Here is an 18,238-nt window from a genome sequence, read left to right as displayed (position 1 = left end):
GGGGCAATCTAGACCCCATGACGCCCAGCCCGGCACCTCGCCCACCCCTCGACCTCGACCGGCTCACGGCGCCCATCGGCTGGCGCGTGGAGGTGGTCGAGGCCGCTCCGTCGACCAACGCGGTGGTCTCGGAACGGGCCCGCGCCGGCGAGGAGCCGGGCCTGGTGCTGGTCACCGAGCACCAGACTGCGGGGCGCGGTCGGCTCGACCGGTCGTGGGAGACCCCGGCCCGCTCCTCGTTGACCTTCTCGGTGCTGCTGCGCCCCGAGGTGCCGCCGGCGTCGTGGTCGTGGCTGCCGCTGCTGACCGGGTACGCCGTCCAGGCCGCGCTGGCCGACCGGCTGCCCGACGCCGCGCTCAAGTGGCCCAACGACGTCCTCGTCGACGACGGTTCCGGCACCGGTCGCAAGGTGTGCGGGATCCTCGTCGAGCGGGTCGAGACCGCTGCCGGTCCGGTGGCGGTCGTGGGCGTCGGCATCAACGTCGACCAGACGCTCGACGAGCTCCCGGTCGCGCTCGCCACGTCGATCTCGCTCGAGACCGGGGAGCCGGTGGAGCGCACGGGCCTCCTCAACCAGGTGCTCGGGTCGCTGCACGGCCTGCAGGGCCTGCTCGACGACGTGGAGTCGCTGCGCCGGGCCTACGCCGACGTGTGCGTGACGCTGGGCCGGACCGTCGACGTCCACCTGCCGGGGGGCGACGTACGCCGCGGCGAGGCGCTCGACATCGACGCGAGCGGGGCGCTCGTGGTCGGCACCGACGACGGGGCGTTCACGGTCGCCGCGGGCGACGTCGTGCACGTGCGTCCCGCCTAGCAGGCACGCACCCCGGGTGACATGATCGGCGGGTGGCGTTCCCCAGCAAGCTCCTCAACCCCGGTGAGCACGTCGTCGTCTCCACCCGGACGCACCCCAAGGCACTGGTCCTGCCGGGCCTCGCGCTGGTCGTGGCGCTGGTCCTGGCGTTCGTCGCGAACGGGCTGATCGAGGGGACCACCGGCACGGTGGCCGTCTGGGTGATCTTCGCGGTGGGACTCGTGGCGTTCGTGCTCGGTCCCCTCCTGCGCTGGCTCACGACCACCTACACCTTCACCAACCGCCGCTTCATCAAGCGCTCCGGCTTCATCGCCAAGGAGGGCCGCACGATCCCGCTCAACCGGATCAGCGGCGTGGACTTCGAGATCGGCCTGGTCGACCGCATCTTCGGCTGCGGCACCCTGGTCGTCTCCGACGCGAGCACCGCCGGGAGCGTGATGCTCCGCGACATCCCCGACGTCGAGCAGGTGCAGCTGCAGGTCGCCGAGCAGCTCCACCGGCTCTCGAGTGGCGACCGCCGCGACGATGGCGCCTGACCGCAAGCGGCGCGGCGGCCCTCGGGACAAGGGCCCCCAGGACCCGCCGGGGGAGCAGCTCGACCACGCCATCCTGCGCAGCGAGCCGGCCTTCAACGCCCTCGAGGTGGCTGCCGAGACCGGTGTGACGATCGAGCAGACCCGGCGCCTGTGGCGTGCGCTCGGCTTCCCCGAGTTCAGCGGCGAGAAGGCCTACACGGCCGCCGACATCGAGGCCGTCGGCACCCTCATGGGCTTCGTCGACTCCGGGGCCGTCGACTTCGACACGGCCGTCAACCTCACCCGCGGCGTCGGCCAGACGATGGCCCGCCTCGCCGACTGGGAGGTCTCCACGCTGGTCAGCCGGGTGGAGGAGATGGAGGCCGGGGACGAGGCCACCGGCTCGCGCATCGGGTCGGCGCTGCGGCTCATCGACGAGGTCAACCCGCCCTTCGAGCGGCTCCTGGTCTACGCCTGGCGGCGCCACCTCGCCGCCGCCGTCGGTCGGATCGAGGCGATGGGGGCCAAGGACGAGGACCTCCACACCATCGAGGTGACCGTCGGGTTCGCCGACCTGGTCTCCTTCACCGCGCTCTCCAACACCCTCGACCGCGACGAGATCGGCGACCTCGTCGAGGTCTTCGAGAGCCGGTGCCAGGACGTCGTCGCCCGCTACGGCGGCCGCATCATCAAGAGCCTCGGCGACTCCGTCCTCTTCGTCACCAACACCGCCGAGGAGGCGGTCGGGGTGGCCGAGGGCATCATCAACGTCATCGGCCGCGACCCGAAGATGCCCGACGTCCGGCTCGGCCTGGCCAGCGGCCCCGTGGTCCAGCGTCTCGGCGACATCTTCGGACCGCCGGTCAACATGGCTGCCCGCCTGACCCAGGTCGCGCGACGCAACCGGCTCATCGTCGACCAGAACACCGCCGACCTGCTCCCGGACGAGGAGTGGGAGGACCGCCGGCTGCCGGCCCGCCCGGTGCGCGGCTTCGGGCTCGTGGAGCCGGTGGCCGTACGCCGCCGCTGAGCCTGCCCTGCGCGGGCCGGTCAGGTGGACCAGACCAGTCGTCCACAATTCACCCATAAGGACCACCCCGGCGTCGAGCGGTCCCTACGTTTCAGCGCGTGTTGGCTGTGCAGGACGTACGACTCGACCCCACCTCGCGACAGGTGTGGCGTGGCGACCGCGAGATCAGGCTCTCCCGCAAGGAGTTCCAGCTCCTGCACGCCCTGATGGCGCGCCCGGGCGACATCGTCACCCGCAGCGAGCTGATGGCCGAGGTGTGGCAGACGTCGTTCTACACCAACTCCAAGACCATCGACGTGCACCTGGGCTGGCTGCGCCGCAAGCTCGGCGACGACCCCCGCCGGCCCACGCTGATCACCACCCACCGCGGTCGCGGCCTGCGGTTCGAACCGACCGCGGACAGGGTCGTCGGCTGAGGTCCCGCGAGACCGCGGCGGGGGCCGCGCACCGGGTCGCATAGGCTCCGGTCGTGTCCTCGACCGGCTCGCACCGCGCTCCCACGCTCGCCGTCATCGGGGGCGGCCAGCTCGCCCGGATGATGGCCCAGCCCGCCATCGCGCTCGGCCTCCCGCTGCGCCTGCTCGCCGAGGCCGAGGGAGTCTCGGCCGCCCAGGTCATCCCCGACCACCTGGTCGGTGACTACACCGACCTGCCCACGCTGCGGAAGGTCACCGACGGCGCCGCCGTGGTCACCTTCGACCACGAGCACGTCCCGACGGCCCACCTGCACGCGCTGGCTGGCGACGGTCTCGCCGTGCGCCCCGGCCCGGAGGCGCTCGTGCACGCCCAGGACAAGGCGGTGATGCGTCGCCGCCTCGCCGAGCTCGACGTCCCGTGCCCGCGCAACGCCGTCGTCACCTCCCTCGCCGACGTGGAGGCCTTCGGCCTGCCGTGCGTGCTGAAGACCACCCGCGGTGGCTACGACGGCAAGGGCGTGTGGGTCGTGCGGGCGCCGGCCGAGGCGCAGGTCGCCTTCGACACCGCTGCGGCCGCCGGTGTCGAGGTGCTGGCCGAGGAGCTGGTCGACTTCCGGCGCGAGCTCTCCGCCCTCGTCGCCCGCGCCCCCAACGGCCAGGCCGCGGCGTACCCCGTCGTCACCTCCACCCAGCTCGACGGCATCTGCCACGAGGTCATCGCCCCCGCACCTGACCTCGCGCCCGCTCTCGCCGGTCAGGCGCAGGAGATCGCCCTGCGGGTCGCCGGTGCGCTCGACGTCACGGGCATCCTCGCCGTCGAGCTCTTCGAGACGACCGACGGCCGGATCCTGGTCAACGAGCTGGCGATGCGTCCGCACAACACCGGCCACTGGACCCAAGACGGCGCCGTGACGTCCCAGTTCGAGAATCACCTCCGCGCCGTCATGGACCTCCCGCTGGGTTCGCCGGCCCCACGTGAGCGCTGGACCGTGATGGTCAACATCCTCGGCGGGCCCACCGACAGCGGCCACCTCTACGACGGCCTGCCGCACGCCATGGCCCGCGACCCGCACCTGCGGGTGCACTTCTACGGCAAGGACCTGCGTCCGGGCCGCAAGGTCGGGCACGTCAACGCCTACGGCGACGACCTCGACGACTGCCTCGAGCGCGCGCGGCACGCCGCCGCGTGGTTCCGCGGCGACCTGGGCAACGAGAGCGACTAGCGACATCGGATGGGGAAGGAAGGCAGCAGCATGGGCGAGACGCAGCAGGTCAGGGTCGGCATCGTGATGGGCTCGGACTCCGACTGGCCGGTCATGCAGGCCGCCGGCGAGATCCTCACCGAGCTCGGCGTGGCGTGGGAGGCCGACGTCGTCTCGGCCCACCGGATGCCCACCGAGATGATCGAGTGGGGCCGGCAGGCCCACACCCGCGGGCTGTCGGTGGTCATCGCCGGCGCCGGGGGAGCGGCCCACCTGCCGGGGATGCTCGCCTCGGTCACCCCGCTCCCGGTCATCGGGGTGCCGGTGCCGCTCAAGTACCTCGACGGCATGGACTCGCTGCTCTCGATCGTGCAGATGCCCGGCGGCATCCCGGTCGCCACCGTCGCGATCGGCAACGCCAAGAACGCCGGCATCCTCGCCGCCCGCATCCTCGCGACCAGCGACGCCGAGCTCCAGCAGCGCCTCGTCGACTACCAGGCGGAGCTCGCCGAGACCGCCCACGCGAAGGGCGAGGTCGTCCGCCAGGCGGCGGCCGGCAGCACCCGCCGCGTCGGCTTCTGAGGCGGGGGTCAGTCCCGGTCGCGCACCCGCCCGCGGAGGGCCTTGGTCGAGCCCCGCTCCTTCTTCGCCTTGAGGCGCCGCTCCTTCGCGCCGCGGCTCGGTCGCGTGGCCCGGCGGGCCGGCGGCGGCGGGGCCAGCGCCCGGCGAAGCAGGTCGGCGAGGCGCTCGCGCGCCGCGACCCGGTTGCGGTGCTGCGAGCGGTGCTCGGACGCCGCGACGGTGACCCGCCCGGACGGCCACCGCCGCAGGGCCCGGGCCCGCTGGGCGTCGGTGAGGACCGTCGAGGACGCGACGTCGAGCTCGAGCTCCACCCGGGAGTCGGTCGTGTTGACCGACTGGCCGCCGGGACCGGGCGACTTCGAGAAGCGTTCGACCAGCTCGGCTGCAGGCACGACCAGGCCCTCGGGCAGGCCCGGACCGGGAGGGACGTGGAGGTCGCGCATCCCCCCATTGTGGGATGAAGGCGGAAGGTGCTTGACGGCGACCGGTCGAGGCACCAGCGTCTGGCCCGTGGGGGAGCAGAGGGTCGGTGTCGTGGGTGGAGGCATCCTCGGCGTGGCGATCGCGCGCGAGGTCGTCCGCCGGCGTCCCGGCACCGAGGTCGTGGTGCTGGAGAAGGAGGACCGGCTCGCCGCGCACCAGACCGGCCACAACTCCGGCGTCGTGCACGCCGGCATCTACTACAAGCCGGGCAGCCTCAAGGCCGAGCTCTGCGCCCGGGGGCGCGACCTGCTCCGTGACTTCTGCGCGGAGCACGCGATCGCGTACGACGCCTGCGGCAAGCTCGTCGTCGCGGTGGACCCCGACGAGATGGGGCGCTTCGACGCCCTCGAGCAGACGGCTCGCGCCAACGGCGTACCGGGGCTGCGCAGGCTGGCGGCCGGGGAGATCACCGACGTCGAGCCCCACGCGCGCGGCCTGGCCGCGCTCCACTCCCCGGAGACCGCGATCACCGACTACCCGGCGATCACCGCGGCGCTCGCCGACGAGGTCTTCGCAGCGGGCGGCGGCGTGCGCCTGAGGGCCCGGGTCGTCGGGATACGTCGGCAGGGTGACGGGGTGCTGGTGCGGGTGGAGGGGGACCCGGCGCCGCTGCGCTTCGACCACGTGGTGGTCGCGGCGGGCCTGCAGGCCGACCGCGTCTCCGCACTCGTCGACGGCGAGCGCAGCCCGGCGATCCTGCCCTTCCGCGGGGAGTACCTCGGCGTCGCCGCCGCCAAGCAGGACCTCGTGCGCGGCATGGTCTACCCCGTGCCCGACCCGCGCTACCCCTTCCTCGGCGTCCACTTCACGAGGCGGGTCGACGGGTCCCTGGAGGTCGGGCCCAACGCGGTGCTGGCGACGCGGCGCGAGGGCTACCGGCGCCGGGACGTCTCGGCCACCGACCTGCGCGACGTGCTGGCGTGGCCCGGCTTCTGGCGCCTGGCGCGCGAGCACTGGCGCACCGGGGTCGACGAGGTGATCGGCTCGGCGTCCAAGCGGGCCTTCATGCGGTCGGCCTCGCGCTACGTCCCCGACATCGGCGTCGCCGACGTGACCCGCGCCGGCAGCGGCGTACGTGCGCAGGCGGTCGACCGCGACGGCAGCCTGGTCGACGACTTCCGCATCACCCGCGCCGATGGCGTCACCTGCGTACGCAACGCGCCCTCGCCGGGAGCGACCTCCAGCCTGGCGATCGCTGCCCACGTGGTGTCTAGGGTCCTCCCATGACGACACGCTGGGGAATCGCCGCGACGGGCGGCATGGCCGCCGCCTTCGCCTCCGACATCGCCCTCACCGACGACGCCGAGATCGCCTTCGTCGGCAGCCGCGCGCCGTCCTCGGCCGCCGCCTTCGCCGAGCGCTTCGGAGCGCCCGGGTCGGGCACCTACCGCGACCTCGTCGAGGCGGGCCGGCGCGGTGACGTCGACGTGCTCTACCTCGCGACCCCGCACCCGCAGCACCACGACCTGGCCCTCGCCGCGATCGAGGCGCGCACGCCGCTGCTGGTCGAGAAGGCGTTCACCGCCACGCTGGCCGGGGCCGAGGAGGTGGTCGCCGCGGCCCGCGCCGCCGAGGTGTTCTGCATGGAGGCGATGTGGACCCGCTTCCAGCCGGCCGTCGCCCACGTGCGTGACCTCGTCGCCGCCGGTGAGATCGGTGAGGTGCTGCTGGTGCAGGCCGACTTCGGGGCGCAGCGCGACTTCGACCCGGCCAGCCGGCTCTTCGACCTCGCGCTCGGCGGCGGCTCGATCCTCGACCTCGGCGTCTACCCGGTGTCGCTGGCCCAGCACCTCCTCGGCCGCCCCGACCGCGTGACCACCACCGGCACCACCTACTCCAACGGCGCCGACCGGTCGGCCGCCATCCAGCTGTCGTACGACGACGGGCGGGCCGCGGCGCTGACCTGCACGCTGGCCAGCCAGACGCCGGGCCGGGCGATCGTCGTGGGGACGAAGGGCTCCATCGAGCTGGTCCCGCCGTTCTACCACCCGAGCGCGCTCGTCGTACGTCGCAACGGCGCGGAGGTCGAGGAGGTCGAGCGGCTGCCCACCGGGCGCGGCTACGTCCACCAGGCCGAGGAGGTGCAGCGCTGCCTGTCCGCCGGGCTCACCGAGAGCCCGCTGATGCCGCTGCAGGACACCCTCGACGTGATGTGGGTGCTCGAGGAGGCCCTCGGCCAGCTCGGCATCACGATGGCCGAGGCGCCCGTCGAGCTGTAGCCGGGTCCGCCGGGGTCAGCGACCGCGCCTGCGCCACTCGATCGCGGGGCAGGTGTCCATCACCATCGGCACGCCGGCGGCGGTCGTCCGGTCGAAGGCGTCCTGGTCGATGACCCCGAGCTGGAACCACACGCCGCCCGCGCCGACCGCGACGGCCTGGTCGGCGAACTCGCCGGCGGCGTCCGAGCGGCGGAAGACGTCGACGACGTCGATCGGTCCGGGCACGTCGGCGAGCGTGGCGTAGCCCTGCTCACCCAGCACCGCGGGGGCGCCCGGGTCGGCGAAGACCGGGTGCACCGGGATGATGCGCTTGCCGCGCTCCTGGAGCAGCGCGGCGATGGAGTACGCCGTACGGCCGGGGTCGCCCGACAGTCCGACGACGGCCCAGGTCTGCGCGTCGTCGAGCATCCGGTCGATCGTCGTGGGGTCCTGCCAGTCGCTGCTCACGGATCCGGCCTGCGAGGTGGTCATGCGTCCACCGTAGACAGCGGCCCCAGCGGCCGGTCGGGGAATACCCCTGGGGGTATGACGGTTGAACCGGTCATGACTACTACCGCGCTCACTGCCACCGACTTCCAGTCCACCATCGCCGACAACGAGATGGTCATCGTCGACTTCTGGGCCTCCTGGTGCGGCCCGTGCCGCCAGTTCGCCCCCGTCTTCGAGGCTGCCTCGGAGCAGCACCCCGACATCGTCTTCGGCAAGGTCGACACCGAGGCCGAGCAGGCGCTCGCCGCCGCGGCCCAGATCACCTCGATCCCCACGCTGATGGCCTTCAAGGACGGCGTGCTGGTCTTCTCCCAGCCCGGCGCCCTCCCGGCCGCAGCGTTCGGGGAGCTCGTCACTGCGCTCCGTGGCCTCGACGTTCAGGCCGCGATGCGCGAGGCCGAGGCCGCCGAGCTGGCGGAGCGCCCCGGCGCCTGACGCATTCGCCGGGAGGCCCTCGATTACCGGTTGGTAGGAGCCCGTCGTGTCTGGCCTCCCCCGCGGTGGTGATGTGGTGGGATGAGCGCCGTCACACCACCATCACGAGGGGAAGTCCCACATGCTCCACACTGCAGCCCGGCGCCTCGGCGCCGTCGCGGTCGCCAGCGCGCTGAGCGCCGGCGCGCTGGTCACCATCGCGGCGCCCGCCGCCACCGCCGCCACCGCGGCGACCACCTACACCTGCACCTTCCCGAGCCTCGGCGCGAGAGACATCCCGGTGTCCATCACCGCCACCCTTCCCGCTGCGGCCAACGCCGGCCTCGACGCCCCGGCCATCCCGGTGCTGCTGAGCGTGACGCTTCCGGGTGACGTGGTCGACGCCGCGAAGGGCCTGTTCCAGGCAACCACGATCGGGGGCTTCTCCAACGACATGGTCGCGACGTTGGACGAGCTGTCCTCGTCGGACGCCGCTGACCTGCCGTTGCAGAACGCCCGCTTCCCGCAGACCGCGGTGCCGACGACCGCCAACACGCCGCTGACGCTCAACACGCCCAACCCGCTCGCCACCCCGGGCGTGACGCCGGCGTCCACGGTGCCGGTCAACCTGCCGGGCGCCGGCACCTACAACATCGCCGTCCCGTCGGCCTTCAAGTTCACCGCCACCAAGCAGGGCGACGTGACGATGCTGGCCGACGTGCCGTGCGCCATCAAGGCCGGGGCGCCTTCGAGCCTGGGCACGATCATCCTGGCTGCGAACGAGTCGACCACCAAGGCGACGCCGGCCAAGAAGGTCACGCCGCTCGGCCAGAAGACCAAGCTCAAGGTCGTCGTGGAGGCCAGCAACGAGGTCCCCACCGGCAAGGTCAAGGTGATGAAGGGCAAGAAGGTCCTCGGCAAGGGCACCCTCAACGCCAAGGGCAAGGTCAAGGTCACCCTCAAGAAGGCGCTGCCCGCGGGCAAGACCAAGGTCAAGGTCACGTACCTCGGGGACGACTACACCGAGAAGTCCAAGGACAAGAAGGTCGTGATCAAGGTCCGCTGACCCGGTCCGCACGACGTCCACGCCCGGTCGGTGCTTCGGCACCGGCCGGGCGTTCGGCGTTCGGCGGGCCGTCCGCGCGCGAGGTGGCCATCGCCACACCCGAGACACCTCCTGCGGAAAGCATGGACGTCCTAGGATCAGGACCCATGAGCGAGTTCCCCCTCTACGCCCTCTCCGAGGAGCACCAGGCCATCCGCGAGGCAGTCCGTGCGGTCGCCGACGCCAAGATCGCGCCCCACGCCGCAGCCGTCGACGAGGAGGCCCGCTATCCCCACGAGGCTGCTGAGGCGCTGCTGGCCTCGGACTTCCACGCCCCGCACGTGCCGGAGGCGTACGGCGGTGCCGGCGCGGACGCGCTGGCCACCGTGCTGGTCATCGAGGAGGTCGCGCGTGCGTGCGTGTCGTCGTCGCTGATCCCGGCGGTCAACAAGCTCGGCTCGCTCCCGGTGCAGATCGCCGGCTCGGAGGAGCTCAAGCAGAAGTACCTCGGGGCGCTGGCCCGGGGTGAGGGCGGGTTCTCCTACTGCCTGTCCGAGCCTGACGCCGGCTCGGACGCGGGCGGGATGAAGACCCGCGCGGTCCGCGACGGCGACGAGTGGGTGCTCGACGGCGTGAAGCGCTGGATCACCAACGCCGGCGAGTCGGAGTTCTACACCGTCATGGCCGTCACCGACCCCGAGAAGAAGACCCGTGGCGGCATCTCCGCCTTCGTCGTGGAGAAGTCCGATGCGGGCGTCTCCTTCGGTGCCCCGGAGAAGAAGCTGGGCATCAAGGGCAGCCCGACGCGCGAGGTCTACCTCGACAAGGTGCGCATCCCGGCCTCGCGGATGATCGGGGAGGAGGGGACCGGCTTCACGACCGCGATGAAGACCCTCGACCACACCCGCGTGACGATTGCCGCGCAGGCGGTGGGCGTCGCGCAGGGGGCGCTCGACTACGCGCTCGACTACGCGAAGGAGCGCCAGCAGTTCGGGAAGTCGATCGCCGACTTCCAGGGCATGCAGTTCATGCTCGCCGACATGGGCATGAAGGTCGAGGCGGCCCGCCAGATGACGTACGCCGCCGCCGGCCGCTCCGAGCGCGGCGACGACGACCTCACCTTCTTCGGCGCGGCGGCGAAGTGCTTCGCCTCCGACGTCGCGATGGAGGTCACGGTCAACGCCGTCCAGGTCCTCGGCGGCTACGGCTTCACCCGCGACTACCCGGTCGAGCGGATGATGCGCGACGCCAAGATCACCCAGATCTACGAGGGCACCAACCAGGTCCAGCGGATCGTGATGGCCCGTCAGCTGCTCGCCGGGGTGCAGTCGGAGCTCTGACCCGCGGTCCTGCGGGACCGCCACGGACCCGACTGGGTAGCATGGTGCCGACACGAAGGCGGTGGGGCTCGCCGACAACCGTGGCGACCGCCACCAACAGTCCCTACCTGACGAGGTAGGAGATCCATGCCCGAGCACGAGTCCGTCGAAGACTCCACGATCGCCGGTCTTCCGGTCGACCCCGACGTCGGCCCGGAGGACGTCGCCCCGCCCTCCCGGACCGGGGGTGGGCCCGGTCTGGTCCGCTCCCACGCCGACGTGCTGGTGGTGATCGCTGCCGGCGGCGCGTTGGGCAGCCTGGGGCGGTGGGCCGTGGGGGAGGCGCTCCCGGCCGGCCCGAACGGGTTCCCGTGGTCGACCTTCGTCGAGAACTGCACGGGTGCGTTCGCCCTGGGTGCGCTGATGGTGTTCGTCCTCGACGTCTGGCCCCCGCGCCGCTACCTCCGCCCGTTCCTCGGCGTGGGTGTCCTCGGGGGCTACACCACGTTCTCGACCTACATGCTCGACGCGCGCGACCTGCTCGCCGCCGGTCACGAGGGCACTGCCTTCACCTATCTCGCCGCCACCCTGCTCGTCGGGCTCGCCGCCGTCTGGACCGGCATCGTCTCTGCCCGCGCGACGGTGGCGGGCGTGCGACGACGTCGTCGCTCTGCCACCGCCGAGCATGCCGACACCCTGTCGACCGACCAGGAGGACCAGTGATGGAGATCGACGCCCCTGCCGTCCGGCTCACGATCATGGTCGGCGAGTCCGACCAGTTCCACGGTCGTCCCGTCTACACCGAGGTCGTGCACCGCGCCCATCGCGCCGGGCTCGCCGGTGCCAGCGTCTTCCGGGGCATCGAGGGCTTCGGCAGGTCCCACCACGTCCACACCACCCGCTTGCTGTCGCTGAGCGAGGACCTTCCCGTGCTCGTCGTCGTGGTCGACGCCGAGGACAAGGTACGGGCCTTCCTCCCCGGCCTCGAGGACCTGGCCATCGAGGGACTCGTGATGATCGAGCCGGTGGAGGTCGTCCGCTACGCCGGTCGCGACGAGCGCCGGGATCCGGGCGGTCGTCCGTGACGGTCCTGATGGTCCTCGTCGGGGGAGCGGTGGGCGCTCCGCTGCGCTACCTGACCGACCTCCTCGTGCAGGCCCGCCACGACAGCGTGTTCCCGTGGGGCACGTTCACGGTCAACGTCCTCGGGTCGCTCGTGCTGGGCGTCGCCGCCGGCAGCGTGGTGGCGCTGTCGCCCCCGTCGTGGGTCCTGGCGCTGGTCGGCACGGGACTCTGCGGTGCGTTCACGACCTTCTCGACCTTCGGCTTCGAGACGATCCGGCTCATCGAGGAGGGGTCGTGGTCGATCGCGTTGGTCAACTCCGTCGCGAGTCTCGCGGTCGGGCTCGGCGTGTGCGCCGGGGCGTACGCCGCAGCCGTCGCGGTGCTGGGCTGACGCCGGGCGAGGCAGTCAGTCGGGCGTCATGTGTCGCCAGGGACGCGACAGCTCGAAGTGGCGCCCGCTGATCTCGGTGACGTCGACCTCGACGACGTTGTACTTCGACGTGGAGACCCACGGACGGAGTGGGAGGTTGTCGGCGCGGTGCTCCTCGTCCTCCTCGAGGCGGCGGGCTCGGCCGCGCAGCACGATGCTGGTGGCGTGCTCGCCGACGATCTCGTCGACCTCGAAGGCGACGTCGGGGTTCATCACGACCCCGAGCAGCTTCGACCCCTCGGCGGTCCGGAACAGCAGCGACCGGCGACCGGTCGCCGGGTCGTGGTCCACGGCGTAGTTGACGGGTGCGATGTGCACCTCGTCGGCGAGGTGGTGGGCCAGCCTGCCGAACTCGTGGTGGCGCAGGAAGTCCCAGCACTCCTCGGTGCCCAGGCGGGTGATCGGCTCGTCCATGCACTGACGGTACGGCGACTCGCGCGGCGTCGGCAGGGTCCTTGGACCCCACCGGGATGGGCCGTCCTCACCTGTCGCGCCACGCGCGCACGGCACACGCTGGGAGCATGGACACCACGCACACGCCCACCCGACGGATCCTGGTCGCCTACGACGGCTCCCCGGAGGCCGAGCTCGCCCTGCGCTGGGCGTCGGAGGAGGCGCGCGGCACCGGTCGTGGCCTCCACGTCGTCGCCGTGGACGACGTCGTCACCTCGCCGTGGGGCGCGGAGGCGGTCCACCGCGGCGAGGAGGCGCTGGCCGGCATCGAGGAGACGCTGGGCGACCTCGACGTCGTTGCCGAGACCCGCGTCGGCCACGTGACCGGCGAGCTGCTGGGTGCGGCGGCGTCCGCCGAGATGGTGGTCGTCGGGAGCCGTGGGCACGGTCGCACCGAGGACCTGCTCGTCGGCTCCGTGAGCCAGCACCTGGCCCGGCACGCGCCCTGCCCCGTGGTCGTCGTACGTCCCACCCGGGAGGGCGCCGCCCGCCGCATCGTGGTCGGCGTCGACGGCTCGGCGACCAGCTCGGCGGCGCTGGACTATGCGTGCCGACGTGCCGAGCGGACCGGCGAGACGGTGGTCGCGCTCCACGCCTGGCGCACCCGCGCACCGTCGACCGACGTGTGGAACAGCGAGCCCCGGGCGCTCGAGGGACTGGCCCACCGCCAGGTCCTGCTGGCCGAGAGCGTCGCCGGACTCGTGGCCGACCACCCGGACGTCGTCCTCGAGCAGGAGACCGTCCCGGTGGCACCGGTGCGGTGCCTGGTCGACGCGTCCCACAACGCTTCCCTCCTCGTCGTCGGCTCGCACGGTCTCGGCTTCTTCGGAGGCCTGCTGCTCGGGTCGGTGAGCCAGGCCGTGCTGCAGCGCGCGGAGTGCCCGGTCGCCGTGGTGCGCCCGGGCTAGCCTCGCAGGGTGCGCCCGCACCCCCCCGGCCCCGCGTCAGGGGCTCATCTGCGCAGACGGGATGCTCAGGCTGCGGCGCGGTCTACCAGCCGTGCGGGTGCCCGTGGCGCCGGTAGTCGGCGCGCCCGGGCGGGGGCGGCGCGAACGGACCACGACGCCGGTGCATGAACCACATCAGCGGGAAGACGAGCAGGAACAGCGGCGCCTCGGCGATCACGCTGAGGACGATGAGCACGGCCAGCACCGGCAGCAGCGGGAACCGGCGCCGTGAACCGGGGCGCTCGGGGGCTCGTGCCGGCGTGCGGACCGGCTGCGCCTGGGGGCGCGGCAGATCGCTGAACAGGGCCGCCAGGTCGGCGCGGGTGCGCGCCGTCCAGATGGCGTCGAGCCGCTCGTCGTACTCCTCGTGGTCGAGGCGCCCGTCGGCGTAGTGCATCGCGAGGTCGGCCATCGCCCGCTCGCGGTCGCTGTCGGCGATGCGCAGGCGCGGGTCCGGCACGGTCATCGCTCGCCGTCCCGTCCGTCCGCGAGGACGCCGTAGAGCCGACGACGGGTGTCGACGAGCACGTCGAGGGCGGCCTTCTTCTGCTGCTCCGAGCCCTGCGTGGCCAGCTGCCAGACCGCGCTGACGACCTGCCCGATCTCGCTCTTGATGTCGGCGTGGCCGGACGGCTGGTCCGAGGAGGTCTCCTCGGTGCGGGTGAAGGGCGCCCACACGGCGGCGAGGTCGGCACCGTTGTCCTCGGCCCAGGCGACACCCGAGTCGGTGAGCCGGATGGTGCGGCGACCACGCTCGTCGTCGGACTCCACGAGGCCCTCGTCCTGGAGCTGCTGGATGGTCGGGTAGACCGAGCCGGGGGAGGGGCGCCACTCGCCGTTGCTCAGCTCGGCGATCTCCTGGATGACCTGGTAGCCGTTGATCGGCTCGTCGGCCTTCCTCGCCCGGTGCAGCACATCGATGATCGCGGTGCGGACGTCGCCGCGGCGCACCCGCGGGCCGCGCTGCTGGGGGCGCTGCGAAGCGTTGGCGAAGCCGAAGATCTCGCCGAGCCACGGCGGGGGACCGCCGGCGCGGTGGCCGCGGCCACCGCCGGAGAACGCCTGGCCCCAGCCGCTCCAGTCGGACGTCCCGCGCGGTCGGCGGTAGTCACGCTCGCCGGGGGCGTCGCTGCCGGCGTCGTGGCTGTTGTTGTCGTGGCTGTTGTTGTCGTTGCTCTCGGGCCAGTCGGCCCCGGGCCATTGGTGTCCCATGTCGCGCTCCTCATCGTCGGGTGAGCGGTACGTCGTGATCTATCGGTGACGTATCGCGATATATCGCCAGCGTACGACCCGGCTCACGGACGTTCAAGGGGCAGGTGGGGGAACGCCCGAGCGGTGGTCCACCCACACTCCTGGCGTACGGACTGTGGCTGGACCACCGCTGGCGGTCGGGGAACGAGTGGGGCTACTGGCGCGCGCGCCCCGTCGGCGTGCACGCCTTCCCGGGGACCGGGGAGTCGTCGATGATCGCGTTGAACAGCGCGGGGGCCCGGTCGGGATCGGCGACGAGCCGGTTGGGGTCGCTCGGAGCCGGCAGGTTGGGCATCGTGCACGTCTTGCTGTCACCGGTCATCGCGAGGGCGAAGCGGCCCATGTCGACGGGGTTCATCTCCTCGTCGACCCGGATGGCGCCGGAGGCGGCGTCGTTGATCCGCCAGTAGCGCACGGGGTTGAGGAAGGTCCACGGCGTCATCGCCTCGTCGCCGAGGGCGCTGATCACCTCGCGCTGCCGCGCCACCCGGTCGAGGTCGCTGAGCGCGGTGACGTAGCGCGAGCGCGAGTAGCCGAGGGCGGTGAGCCCGTCGACCTGCTGGCAGCCCTTCTCGATGTCGAGCCGGGCACGGGGGTCCTTCATGTCCTGCTTGGGGCAGATCTCCACGCCGCCGAAGGCGTCGACGGTGTTGATGACGCTGCCGAAGCCGAGCTCGACGTAGTGGTCGATGCGGATGCCGGTCAGCGCCTCCACCCGCTGGACCAGCAGGGGCGCCCCGCCGCTCGCGAAGGCGGCGTTGATCATCTGCGTGCCGCCGTCGGGGACCTCGACGAGGGTGTCGCGGGGGATCGACATCATCGTGCGCCCGCCGGAGCCGGTGTGGAGGACGATGATCGTGTCGGTGTTGGTGCCGCCGCGCTCGGGGGTGTCGAGCACCTCGCGCTGCTCGTCGGTCAGGTCGTCGGCCTTGTCGGACCCGACGATGAGGTAGTTGGTGCCGGGCTGGTCGCCGGGCCGGTCGCCCGAGGGCGCGGCGTCGACCTTGTCGATCGTCGTCCAGTGGTAGAGCGGGACGCCCAGGAGGTAGACCAGCAGCAGGGCCAGCACGAGGGGGATCAGGCCGAGGCCCAGTCGCCGGCGCTTCTTCTTCGGCCGCGGCGGCGGCGTCGGGGCCGGCGTACGCGTGGGGCCCGGCGGCTGCCCGCCCGACCCGCGCGACTCGCGGCGCGCCACCGGCATGACCCGGGTCGCGTCGGCTCGGGAGCCGCCCGCCTGCTGGGCCTCGACGCGCTGCGTGGCGTCGCTCGGCGGGTTCTTCGACTGGCTCCCGTAGAGCCAGTCGTACTCGGGTGTTCCCTTCTCGGGCACCCCGGAGCCCTGCGGACGATCAGCCATGGGCAAAGACGCTACCGTGCGATGCGTGAGCAGTCCGCGCCCCACGTCGTACAGCCGGGTGAGCCTCGGGATCATGGCGCACTCGAGCGAGGCCAACCTGCTGGGCAACGTGCACGGCGGCGAGATCATGAAGCTCGCCGACTCCACGGCTGGCGCCGTCGCGCACCGGCACAGCGGCGGGCCGGCGGTCACCGCGGCGATGGACGAGATGACCTTCCTCGCACCGGTCCACGTCGGCGACATCATCAAGACCTACGCCCAGGTCAACTGGGCGGGCACCTCCTCGATGGAGATCGGCGTGCGCGTCGAGGCCCAGCCCTGGGGCAACGCCGGCGACGAGCCGGTGCACGTCGCCAGCGCCTACTTCGTCTTCGTCGCCATCGACGAGGACGGGCACCCGCGGCCCGTCCCGCCGCTGGAGACCGAGACCCCCGGCGACGTACGACGACAGCGCGAGGCGGAGATCCGCCGGGCGCACCGGCTGGCGCGCAAGACCGAGATCGACCGGGGTCGCGAGGGGTGAGCGGGCTCCCCGGCTGACCGGCGTGCTCCGGCGCGTCGCGCCCCGGTGGGACGGGTGTGACTGGTGATACTGGGCGGGCTGACTTCCCCCAGCAGAGAGAGGCCCTCCGATGCCGTCCGTCCCGCCCTCCGGGTCGCACCAGCAGCGGTTCACCACGATGGACCGCGCCCAGCGCGTCCGATTCCGCCGTGCCGTGACCCTGATGCTGATGACCCTGTTCCTCCCGGGATCGGCGCAGCTGGTGTCCGGCAACCGCCGGGTGGGCCGCATCGCGCTGTGGACCTGGCTCACGCTGCTCGTCGTCGGCCTCCTGGCGGTCGTGACGTCGTACTTCTGGCCCGGGCTCGCCTTCTGGGCCGGCACCAGCACGGTGCTGCTCCAGGTGCTCCGCCTCGGCATGATGGGCCTCGCCGTCGGCTGGGCCTACCTCTTCGTCGACGCCTGGCGGCTCGGCCAGCCCCTGACCCTGCAGCGCCAGCACCGGCTCGCGGTCGTCGGGGTCAACGGCTTCCTGTGCTTCAGCGTCGCGGGCGCGCTGCTCTTCGGCGCCCACGTCGTCGGCGTGCAGCGCGACTTCATGCTCTCGATGTTCGGCGACGGCAAGGCCGTCGGCGCCCACCAGGGGCGCTACAACGTGCTGCTCATGGGTGGCGACGCCGGTGCCGGCCGCTGGGGCCTGCGCCCCGACTCGATGACCGTGGCGAGCATCGACGCCGAGACGGGCAAGGCGCTGCTCATCTCGCTGCCGCGCAACATGCAGAACTTCCCCTTCCCCGAGGGCTCGGTGATGGGTGAGCAGTTCCCCGACGGCTTCAACGAGGAGGGGATGTACCTCAACGGCCTGGCCACCTGGGCGCTCGACCACGCGGCGCTGTTCAAGGGCTCGAAGAACCCCGGCGTCGACGCGACCATCGAGGGCGTCGAGGGCATCACCGGCCTGAAGATGAACTACTGGGCGATGGTGAACCTCGAGGGCTTCAAGGACCTCGTGGACGCCGTCGGCGGCGTGGAGCTCAACGTCCGCCAGCGCATCCCCGTCGGCCTGCCGAGCGACTCCTTCTTCCGCTACATCGAGCCCGGCACGCGCACCCTCGACGGCATGGACACCCTCTGGTTCGCGCGGGCGCGGCACGACTCCGACGACTACTCGCGCATGGCGCGCCAGAAGTGCGTGATGGGCGCGATGCTGCAGCAGGTCAGCCCGCAGGTCGCCCTGCGCAACTTCGACAAGATCGCCAGCGCCAGCTCGGCGATGGTCTCCACCAACGTCCCGCGCGGCGAGGTGGACCGCTTCGTCGACCTCGCGCTCAAGGCCAAGAGCCAGAAGATCGCCACGCTGTCCCTCGTGCCGCCGATGGTCAACACGGCGAACCCCGACATCGACCTGGTCCACGCCAAGGTCGCGGCGGCCATCGCCAAGGCGGAGGGCCGCGCGCCCGAGCAGCCGGCCGAGACCGCCGAGGCCGCACCGGCCGAGACCGACGACGAGACAGCCGAGACCCCCGCCCCGGCGGCCGAGTCCCCGGCACCGGAGCAGGGCACGGCCTCGACGCCGGCCGCCCCGGCGACGCCGAGCACGCCTCCGGCCGTCACGGGCGGATCGCTCGGCTCGCTGTCCACGGGCTACGCCGCCAACCAGTCGGAGGACCTGGGCGCGGTTTGCTGAGCGTGCCTGCCGCGCCC

23 protein-coding genes are annotated in these 18,238 nt (G+C 72.4%); 17 read left to right on the top strand and 6 right to left on the bottom strand.

All coding sequences use genetic code 11. The features are described 5' to 3' along the window. Positions 1-17: 17 nt before the first annotated feature. From Q1B24_RS00765 to purE, 6 genes are all read left to right on the top strand, one after another. A complete protein-coding gene (locus tag Q1B24_RS00765) occupies positions 18-815 on the top strand; it encodes a biotin--[acetyl-CoA-carboxylase] ligase (RefSeq protein WP_299922155.1) in 798 nt (265 codons plus the stop codon). Between the two features lie 32 nt (positions 816-847). Next, positions 848-1,351, top strand: a complete 504-nt coding sequence (locus Q1B24_RS00760) for a PH domain-containing protein (protein WP_299922153.1) — start codon at positions 848-850, stop codon at positions 1,349-1,351. Next, complete coding sequence (locus Q1B24_RS00755; RefSeq protein WP_299922151.1) at positions 1,341-2,360, top strand: adenylate/guanylate cyclase domain-containing protein; 1,020 nt, start codon at positions 1,341-1,343, stop codon at positions 2,358-2,360. The genes Q1B24_RS00760 and Q1B24_RS00755 overlap by 11 nt, the downstream gene beginning before the upstream one ends. Before the next feature lie 98 nt (positions 2,361-2,458). Beyond that, on the top strand, positions 2,459-2,776 hold the full coding sequence (locus Q1B24_RS00750) for a winged helix-turn-helix domain-containing protein (RefSeq protein WP_299922149.1): 318 nt from the start codon (positions 2,459-2,461) through the stop codon (positions 2,774-2,776). Between the two features lie 53 nt (positions 2,777-2,829). Then, positions 2,830-3,999: a 5-(carboxyamino)imidazole ribonucleotide synthase gene (locus tag Q1B24_RS00745; RefSeq protein ID WP_299922147.1), complete on the top strand. Its 1,170-nt coding sequence runs from the start codon at positions 2,830-2,832 to the stop codon at positions 3,997-3,999. A gap of 9 nt (positions 4,000-4,008) precedes the next feature. Further along, positions 4,009-4,560, top strand: coding sequence for a 5-(carboxyamino)imidazole ribonucleotide mutase (purE, locus tag Q1B24_RS00740; protein WP_299922145.1), 552 nt, complete (start codon positions 4,009-4,011; stop codon positions 4,558-4,560). 8 nt (positions 4,561-4,568) lie between these two features. On the opposite strand, the gene arfB is transcribed toward purE, so the two are convergent. Next, the gene (gene arfB / locus Q1B24_RS00735; RefSeq protein ID WP_299922143.1) at positions 4,569-5,003 is read right to left on the bottom strand and encodes an alternative ribosome rescue aminoacyl-tRNA hydrolase ArfB; all 435 of its coding nucleotides are present in this window, start codon (positions 5,001-5,003) and stop codon (positions 4,569-4,571) included. Positions 5,004-5,070: 67 nt separating this feature from the next. Here arfB and lhgO point away from each other — a divergent pair, with 67 nt between their 5' ends. Beyond that, a complete protein-coding gene (gene lhgO, locus Q1B24_RS00730) occupies positions 5,071-6,270 on the top strand; it encodes an L-2-hydroxyglutarate oxidase (protein WP_299922140.1) in 1,200 nt (399 codons plus the stop codon). Next, positions 6,267-7,262, top strand: a complete 996-nt coding sequence (locus tag Q1B24_RS00725; RefSeq protein WP_299922138.1) for a Gfo/Idh/MocA family oxidoreductase — start codon at positions 6,267-6,269, stop codon at positions 7,260-7,262. The genes lhgO and Q1B24_RS00725 overlap by 4 nt, the downstream gene beginning before the upstream one ends. Positions 7,263-7,277: 15 nt before the next feature. Here the strand turns inward: Q1B24_RS00725 and Q1B24_RS00720 are convergent, their stop codons facing one another. After that, positions 7,278-7,733, bottom strand: a complete 456-nt coding sequence (locus Q1B24_RS00720; RefSeq protein ID WP_299922136.1) for a CoA-binding protein — start codon at positions 7,731-7,733, stop codon at positions 7,278-7,280. Positions 7,734-7,805: 72 nt separating this feature from the next. Between Q1B24_RS00720 and trxA the strand changes: the two genes are divergently transcribed. The 6 genes from trxA to crcB all read left to right on the top strand — a co-directional run bounded on the left by trxA (position 7,806) and on the right by crcB (position 11,985). Beyond that, positions 7,806-8,186, top strand: a complete 381-nt coding sequence (gene trxA / locus Q1B24_RS00715; protein ID WP_299923190.1) for a thioredoxin — start codon at positions 7,806-7,808, stop codon at positions 8,184-8,186. A 121-nt stretch (positions 8,187-8,307) separates the two neighbouring features. After that, positions 8,308-9,231, top strand: a complete 924-nt coding sequence (locus Q1B24_RS00710) for a DUF6801 domain-containing protein (protein WP_299922134.1) — start codon at positions 8,308-8,310, stop codon at positions 9,229-9,231. Between the two features lie 146 nt (positions 9,232-9,377). Further along, the gene (locus Q1B24_RS00705; protein ID WP_299922132.1) at positions 9,378-10,550 is read left to right on the top strand and encodes an acyl-CoA dehydrogenase family protein; all 1,173 of its coding nucleotides are present in this window, start codon (positions 9,378-9,380) and stop codon (positions 10,548-10,550) included. Between the two features lie 126 nt (positions 10,551-10,676). Next, positions 10,677-11,252 (top strand): CrcB family protein, encoded by a 576-nt coding sequence (locus Q1B24_RS00700; protein WP_299922130.1) that lies wholly within the window; start codon positions 10,677-10,679, stop codon positions 11,250-11,252. Then, positions 11,252-11,614, top strand: a complete 363-nt coding sequence (locus tag Q1B24_RS00695; protein WP_299922128.1) for a DUF190 domain-containing protein — start codon at positions 11,252-11,254, stop codon at positions 11,612-11,614. Before Q1B24_RS00700 ends, Q1B24_RS00695 begins: the two co-directional genes overlap by 1 nt. After that, positions 11,611-11,985, top strand: a complete 375-nt coding sequence (crcB, locus tag Q1B24_RS00690) for a fluoride efflux transporter CrcB (protein ID WP_299922126.1) — start codon at positions 11,611-11,613, stop codon at positions 11,983-11,985. Before Q1B24_RS00695 ends, crcB begins: the two co-directional genes overlap by 4 nt. Before the next feature lie 15 nt (positions 11,986-12,000). On the opposite strand, the gene Q1B24_RS00685 is transcribed toward crcB, so the two are convergent. Beyond that, complete coding sequence (locus Q1B24_RS00685; protein ID WP_299922124.1) at positions 12,001-12,438, bottom strand: pyridoxamine 5'-phosphate oxidase family protein; 438 nt, start codon at positions 12,436-12,438, stop codon at positions 12,001-12,003. A gap of 107 nt (positions 12,439-12,545) precedes the next feature. Between Q1B24_RS00685 and Q1B24_RS00680 the strand changes: the two genes are divergently transcribed. Next, entirely contained in the window at positions 12,546-13,385 is an 840-nt protein-coding gene (locus tag Q1B24_RS00680; RefSeq protein ID WP_299922122.1) for a universal stress protein, read from the top strand. 82 nt (positions 13,386-13,467) lie between these two features. On the opposite strand, the gene Q1B24_RS00675 is transcribed toward Q1B24_RS00680, so the two are convergent. From Q1B24_RS00675 to Q1B24_RS00665, 3 genes are all read right to left on the bottom strand, one after another. Then, positions 13,468-13,890 carry a DUF1707 domain-containing protein gene (locus Q1B24_RS00675; RefSeq protein WP_299922120.1) on the bottom strand — a complete coding sequence of 141 codons (423 nt, stop codon included), beginning with the start codon at positions 13,888-13,890 and terminating at the stop codon, positions 13,468-13,470. After that, on the bottom strand, positions 13,887-14,636 hold the full coding sequence (locus Q1B24_RS00670; protein ID WP_299922117.1) for a PadR family transcriptional regulator: 750 nt from the start codon (positions 14,634-14,636) through the stop codon (positions 13,887-13,889). The genes Q1B24_RS00675 and Q1B24_RS00670 overlap by 4 nt, the downstream gene beginning before the upstream one ends. A gap of 193 nt (positions 14,637-14,829) precedes the next feature. Further along, positions 14,830-16,032: an LCP family protein gene (locus Q1B24_RS00665; protein WP_299922115.1), complete on the bottom strand. Its 1,203-nt coding sequence runs from the start codon at positions 16,030-16,032 to the stop codon at positions 14,830-14,832. A gap of 25 nt (positions 16,033-16,057) precedes the next feature. On the opposite strand from Q1B24_RS00665, the gene Q1B24_RS00660 reads away from it, so the two are divergent. Together Q1B24_RS00660 and Q1B24_RS00655 are read left to right on the top strand one after the other, a co-directional pair. Beyond that, entirely contained in the window at positions 16,058-16,555 is a 498-nt protein-coding gene (locus tag Q1B24_RS00660) for an acyl-CoA thioesterase (RefSeq protein WP_299922113.1), read from the top strand. Positions 16,556-16,664: 109 nt separating this feature from the next. After that, positions 16,665-18,221: an LCP family protein gene (locus Q1B24_RS00655; protein ID WP_299922111.1), complete on the top strand. Its 1,557-nt coding sequence runs from the start codon at positions 16,665-16,667 to the stop codon at positions 18,219-18,221. Positions 18,222-18,238 lie beyond the last annotated feature (17 nt).

Origin of the sequence: uncultured Nocardioides sp. (genome assembly GCF_947488025.1) — a bacterium.
Lineage (GTDB): Bacteria > Actinomycetota > Actinomycetes > Propionibacteriales > Nocardioidaceae > Nocardioides.
This window is presented reverse-complemented; position numbering and strand designations above follow the sequence as displayed.

Coding starts and splice junctions, on each gene's coding strand:
- Q1B24_RS00695 (WP_299922128.1), top strand. CDS start 11,252: ATGGAGATCGACGCCCCTGCCGTCCGGCTCACGATCATGGTCGGCGAG.
- Q1B24_RS00670 (WP_299922117.1), bottom strand. CDS start 14,636: ATGGGACACCAATGGCCCGGGGCCGACTGGCCCGAGAGCAACGACAAC.
- Q1B24_RS00700 (WP_299922130.1), top strand. CDS start 10,677: ATGCCCGAGCACGAGTCCGTCGAAGACTCCACGATCGCCGGTCTTCCG.
- Q1B24_RS00685 (WP_299922124.1), bottom strand. CDS start 12,438: ATGGACGAGCCGATCACCCGCCTGGGCACCGAGGAGTGCTGGGACTTC.
- Q1B24_RS00710 (WP_299922134.1), top strand. CDS start 8,308: ATGCTCCACACTGCAGCCCGGCGCCTCGGCGCCGTCGCGGTCGCCAGC.
- Q1B24_RS00765 (WP_299922155.1), top strand. CDS start 18: ATGACGCCCAGCCCGGCACCTCGCCCACCCCTCGACCTCGACCGGCTC.
- Q1B24_RS00655 (WP_299922111.1), top strand. CDS start 16,665: ATGCCGTCCGTCCCGCCCTCCGGGTCGCACCAGCAGCGGTTCACCACG.
- Q1B24_RS00675 (WP_299922120.1), bottom strand. CDS start 13,890: ATGACCGTGCCGGACCCGCGCCTGCGCATCGCCGACAGCGACCGCGAG.
- arfB (WP_299922143.1), bottom strand. CDS start 5,003: ATGCGCGACCTCCACGTCCCTCCCGGTCCGGGCCTGCCCGAGGGCCTG.
- Q1B24_RS00665 (WP_299922115.1), bottom strand. CDS start 16,032: ATGGCTGATCGTCCGCAGGGCTCCGGGGTGCCCGAGAAGGGAACACCC.
- trxA (WP_299923190.1), top strand. CDS start 7,806: ATGACTACTACCGCGCTCACTGCCACCGACTTCCAGTCCACCATCGCC.
- Q1B24_RS00720 (WP_299922136.1), bottom strand. CDS start 7,733: ATGACCACCTCGCAGGCCGGATCCGTGAGCAGCGACTGGCAGGACCCC.
- Q1B24_RS00680 (WP_299922122.1), top strand. CDS start 12,546: ATGGACACCACGCACACGCCCACCCGACGGATCCTGGTCGCCTACGAC.
- Q1B24_RS00725 (WP_299922138.1), top strand. CDS start 6,267: ATGACGACACGCTGGGGAATCGCCGCGACGGGCGGCATGGCCGCCGCC.
- purE (WP_299922145.1), top strand. CDS start 4,009: ATGGGGAAGGAAGGCAGCAGCATGGGCGAGACGCAGCAGGTCAGGGTC.
- Q1B24_RS00755 (WP_299922151.1), top strand. CDS start 1,341: ATGGCGCCTGACCGCAAGCGGCGCGGCGGCCCTCGGGACAAGGGCCCC.
- Q1B24_RS00705 (WP_299922132.1), top strand. CDS start 9,378: ATGAGCGAGTTCCCCCTCTACGCCCTCTCCGAGGAGCACCAGGCCATC.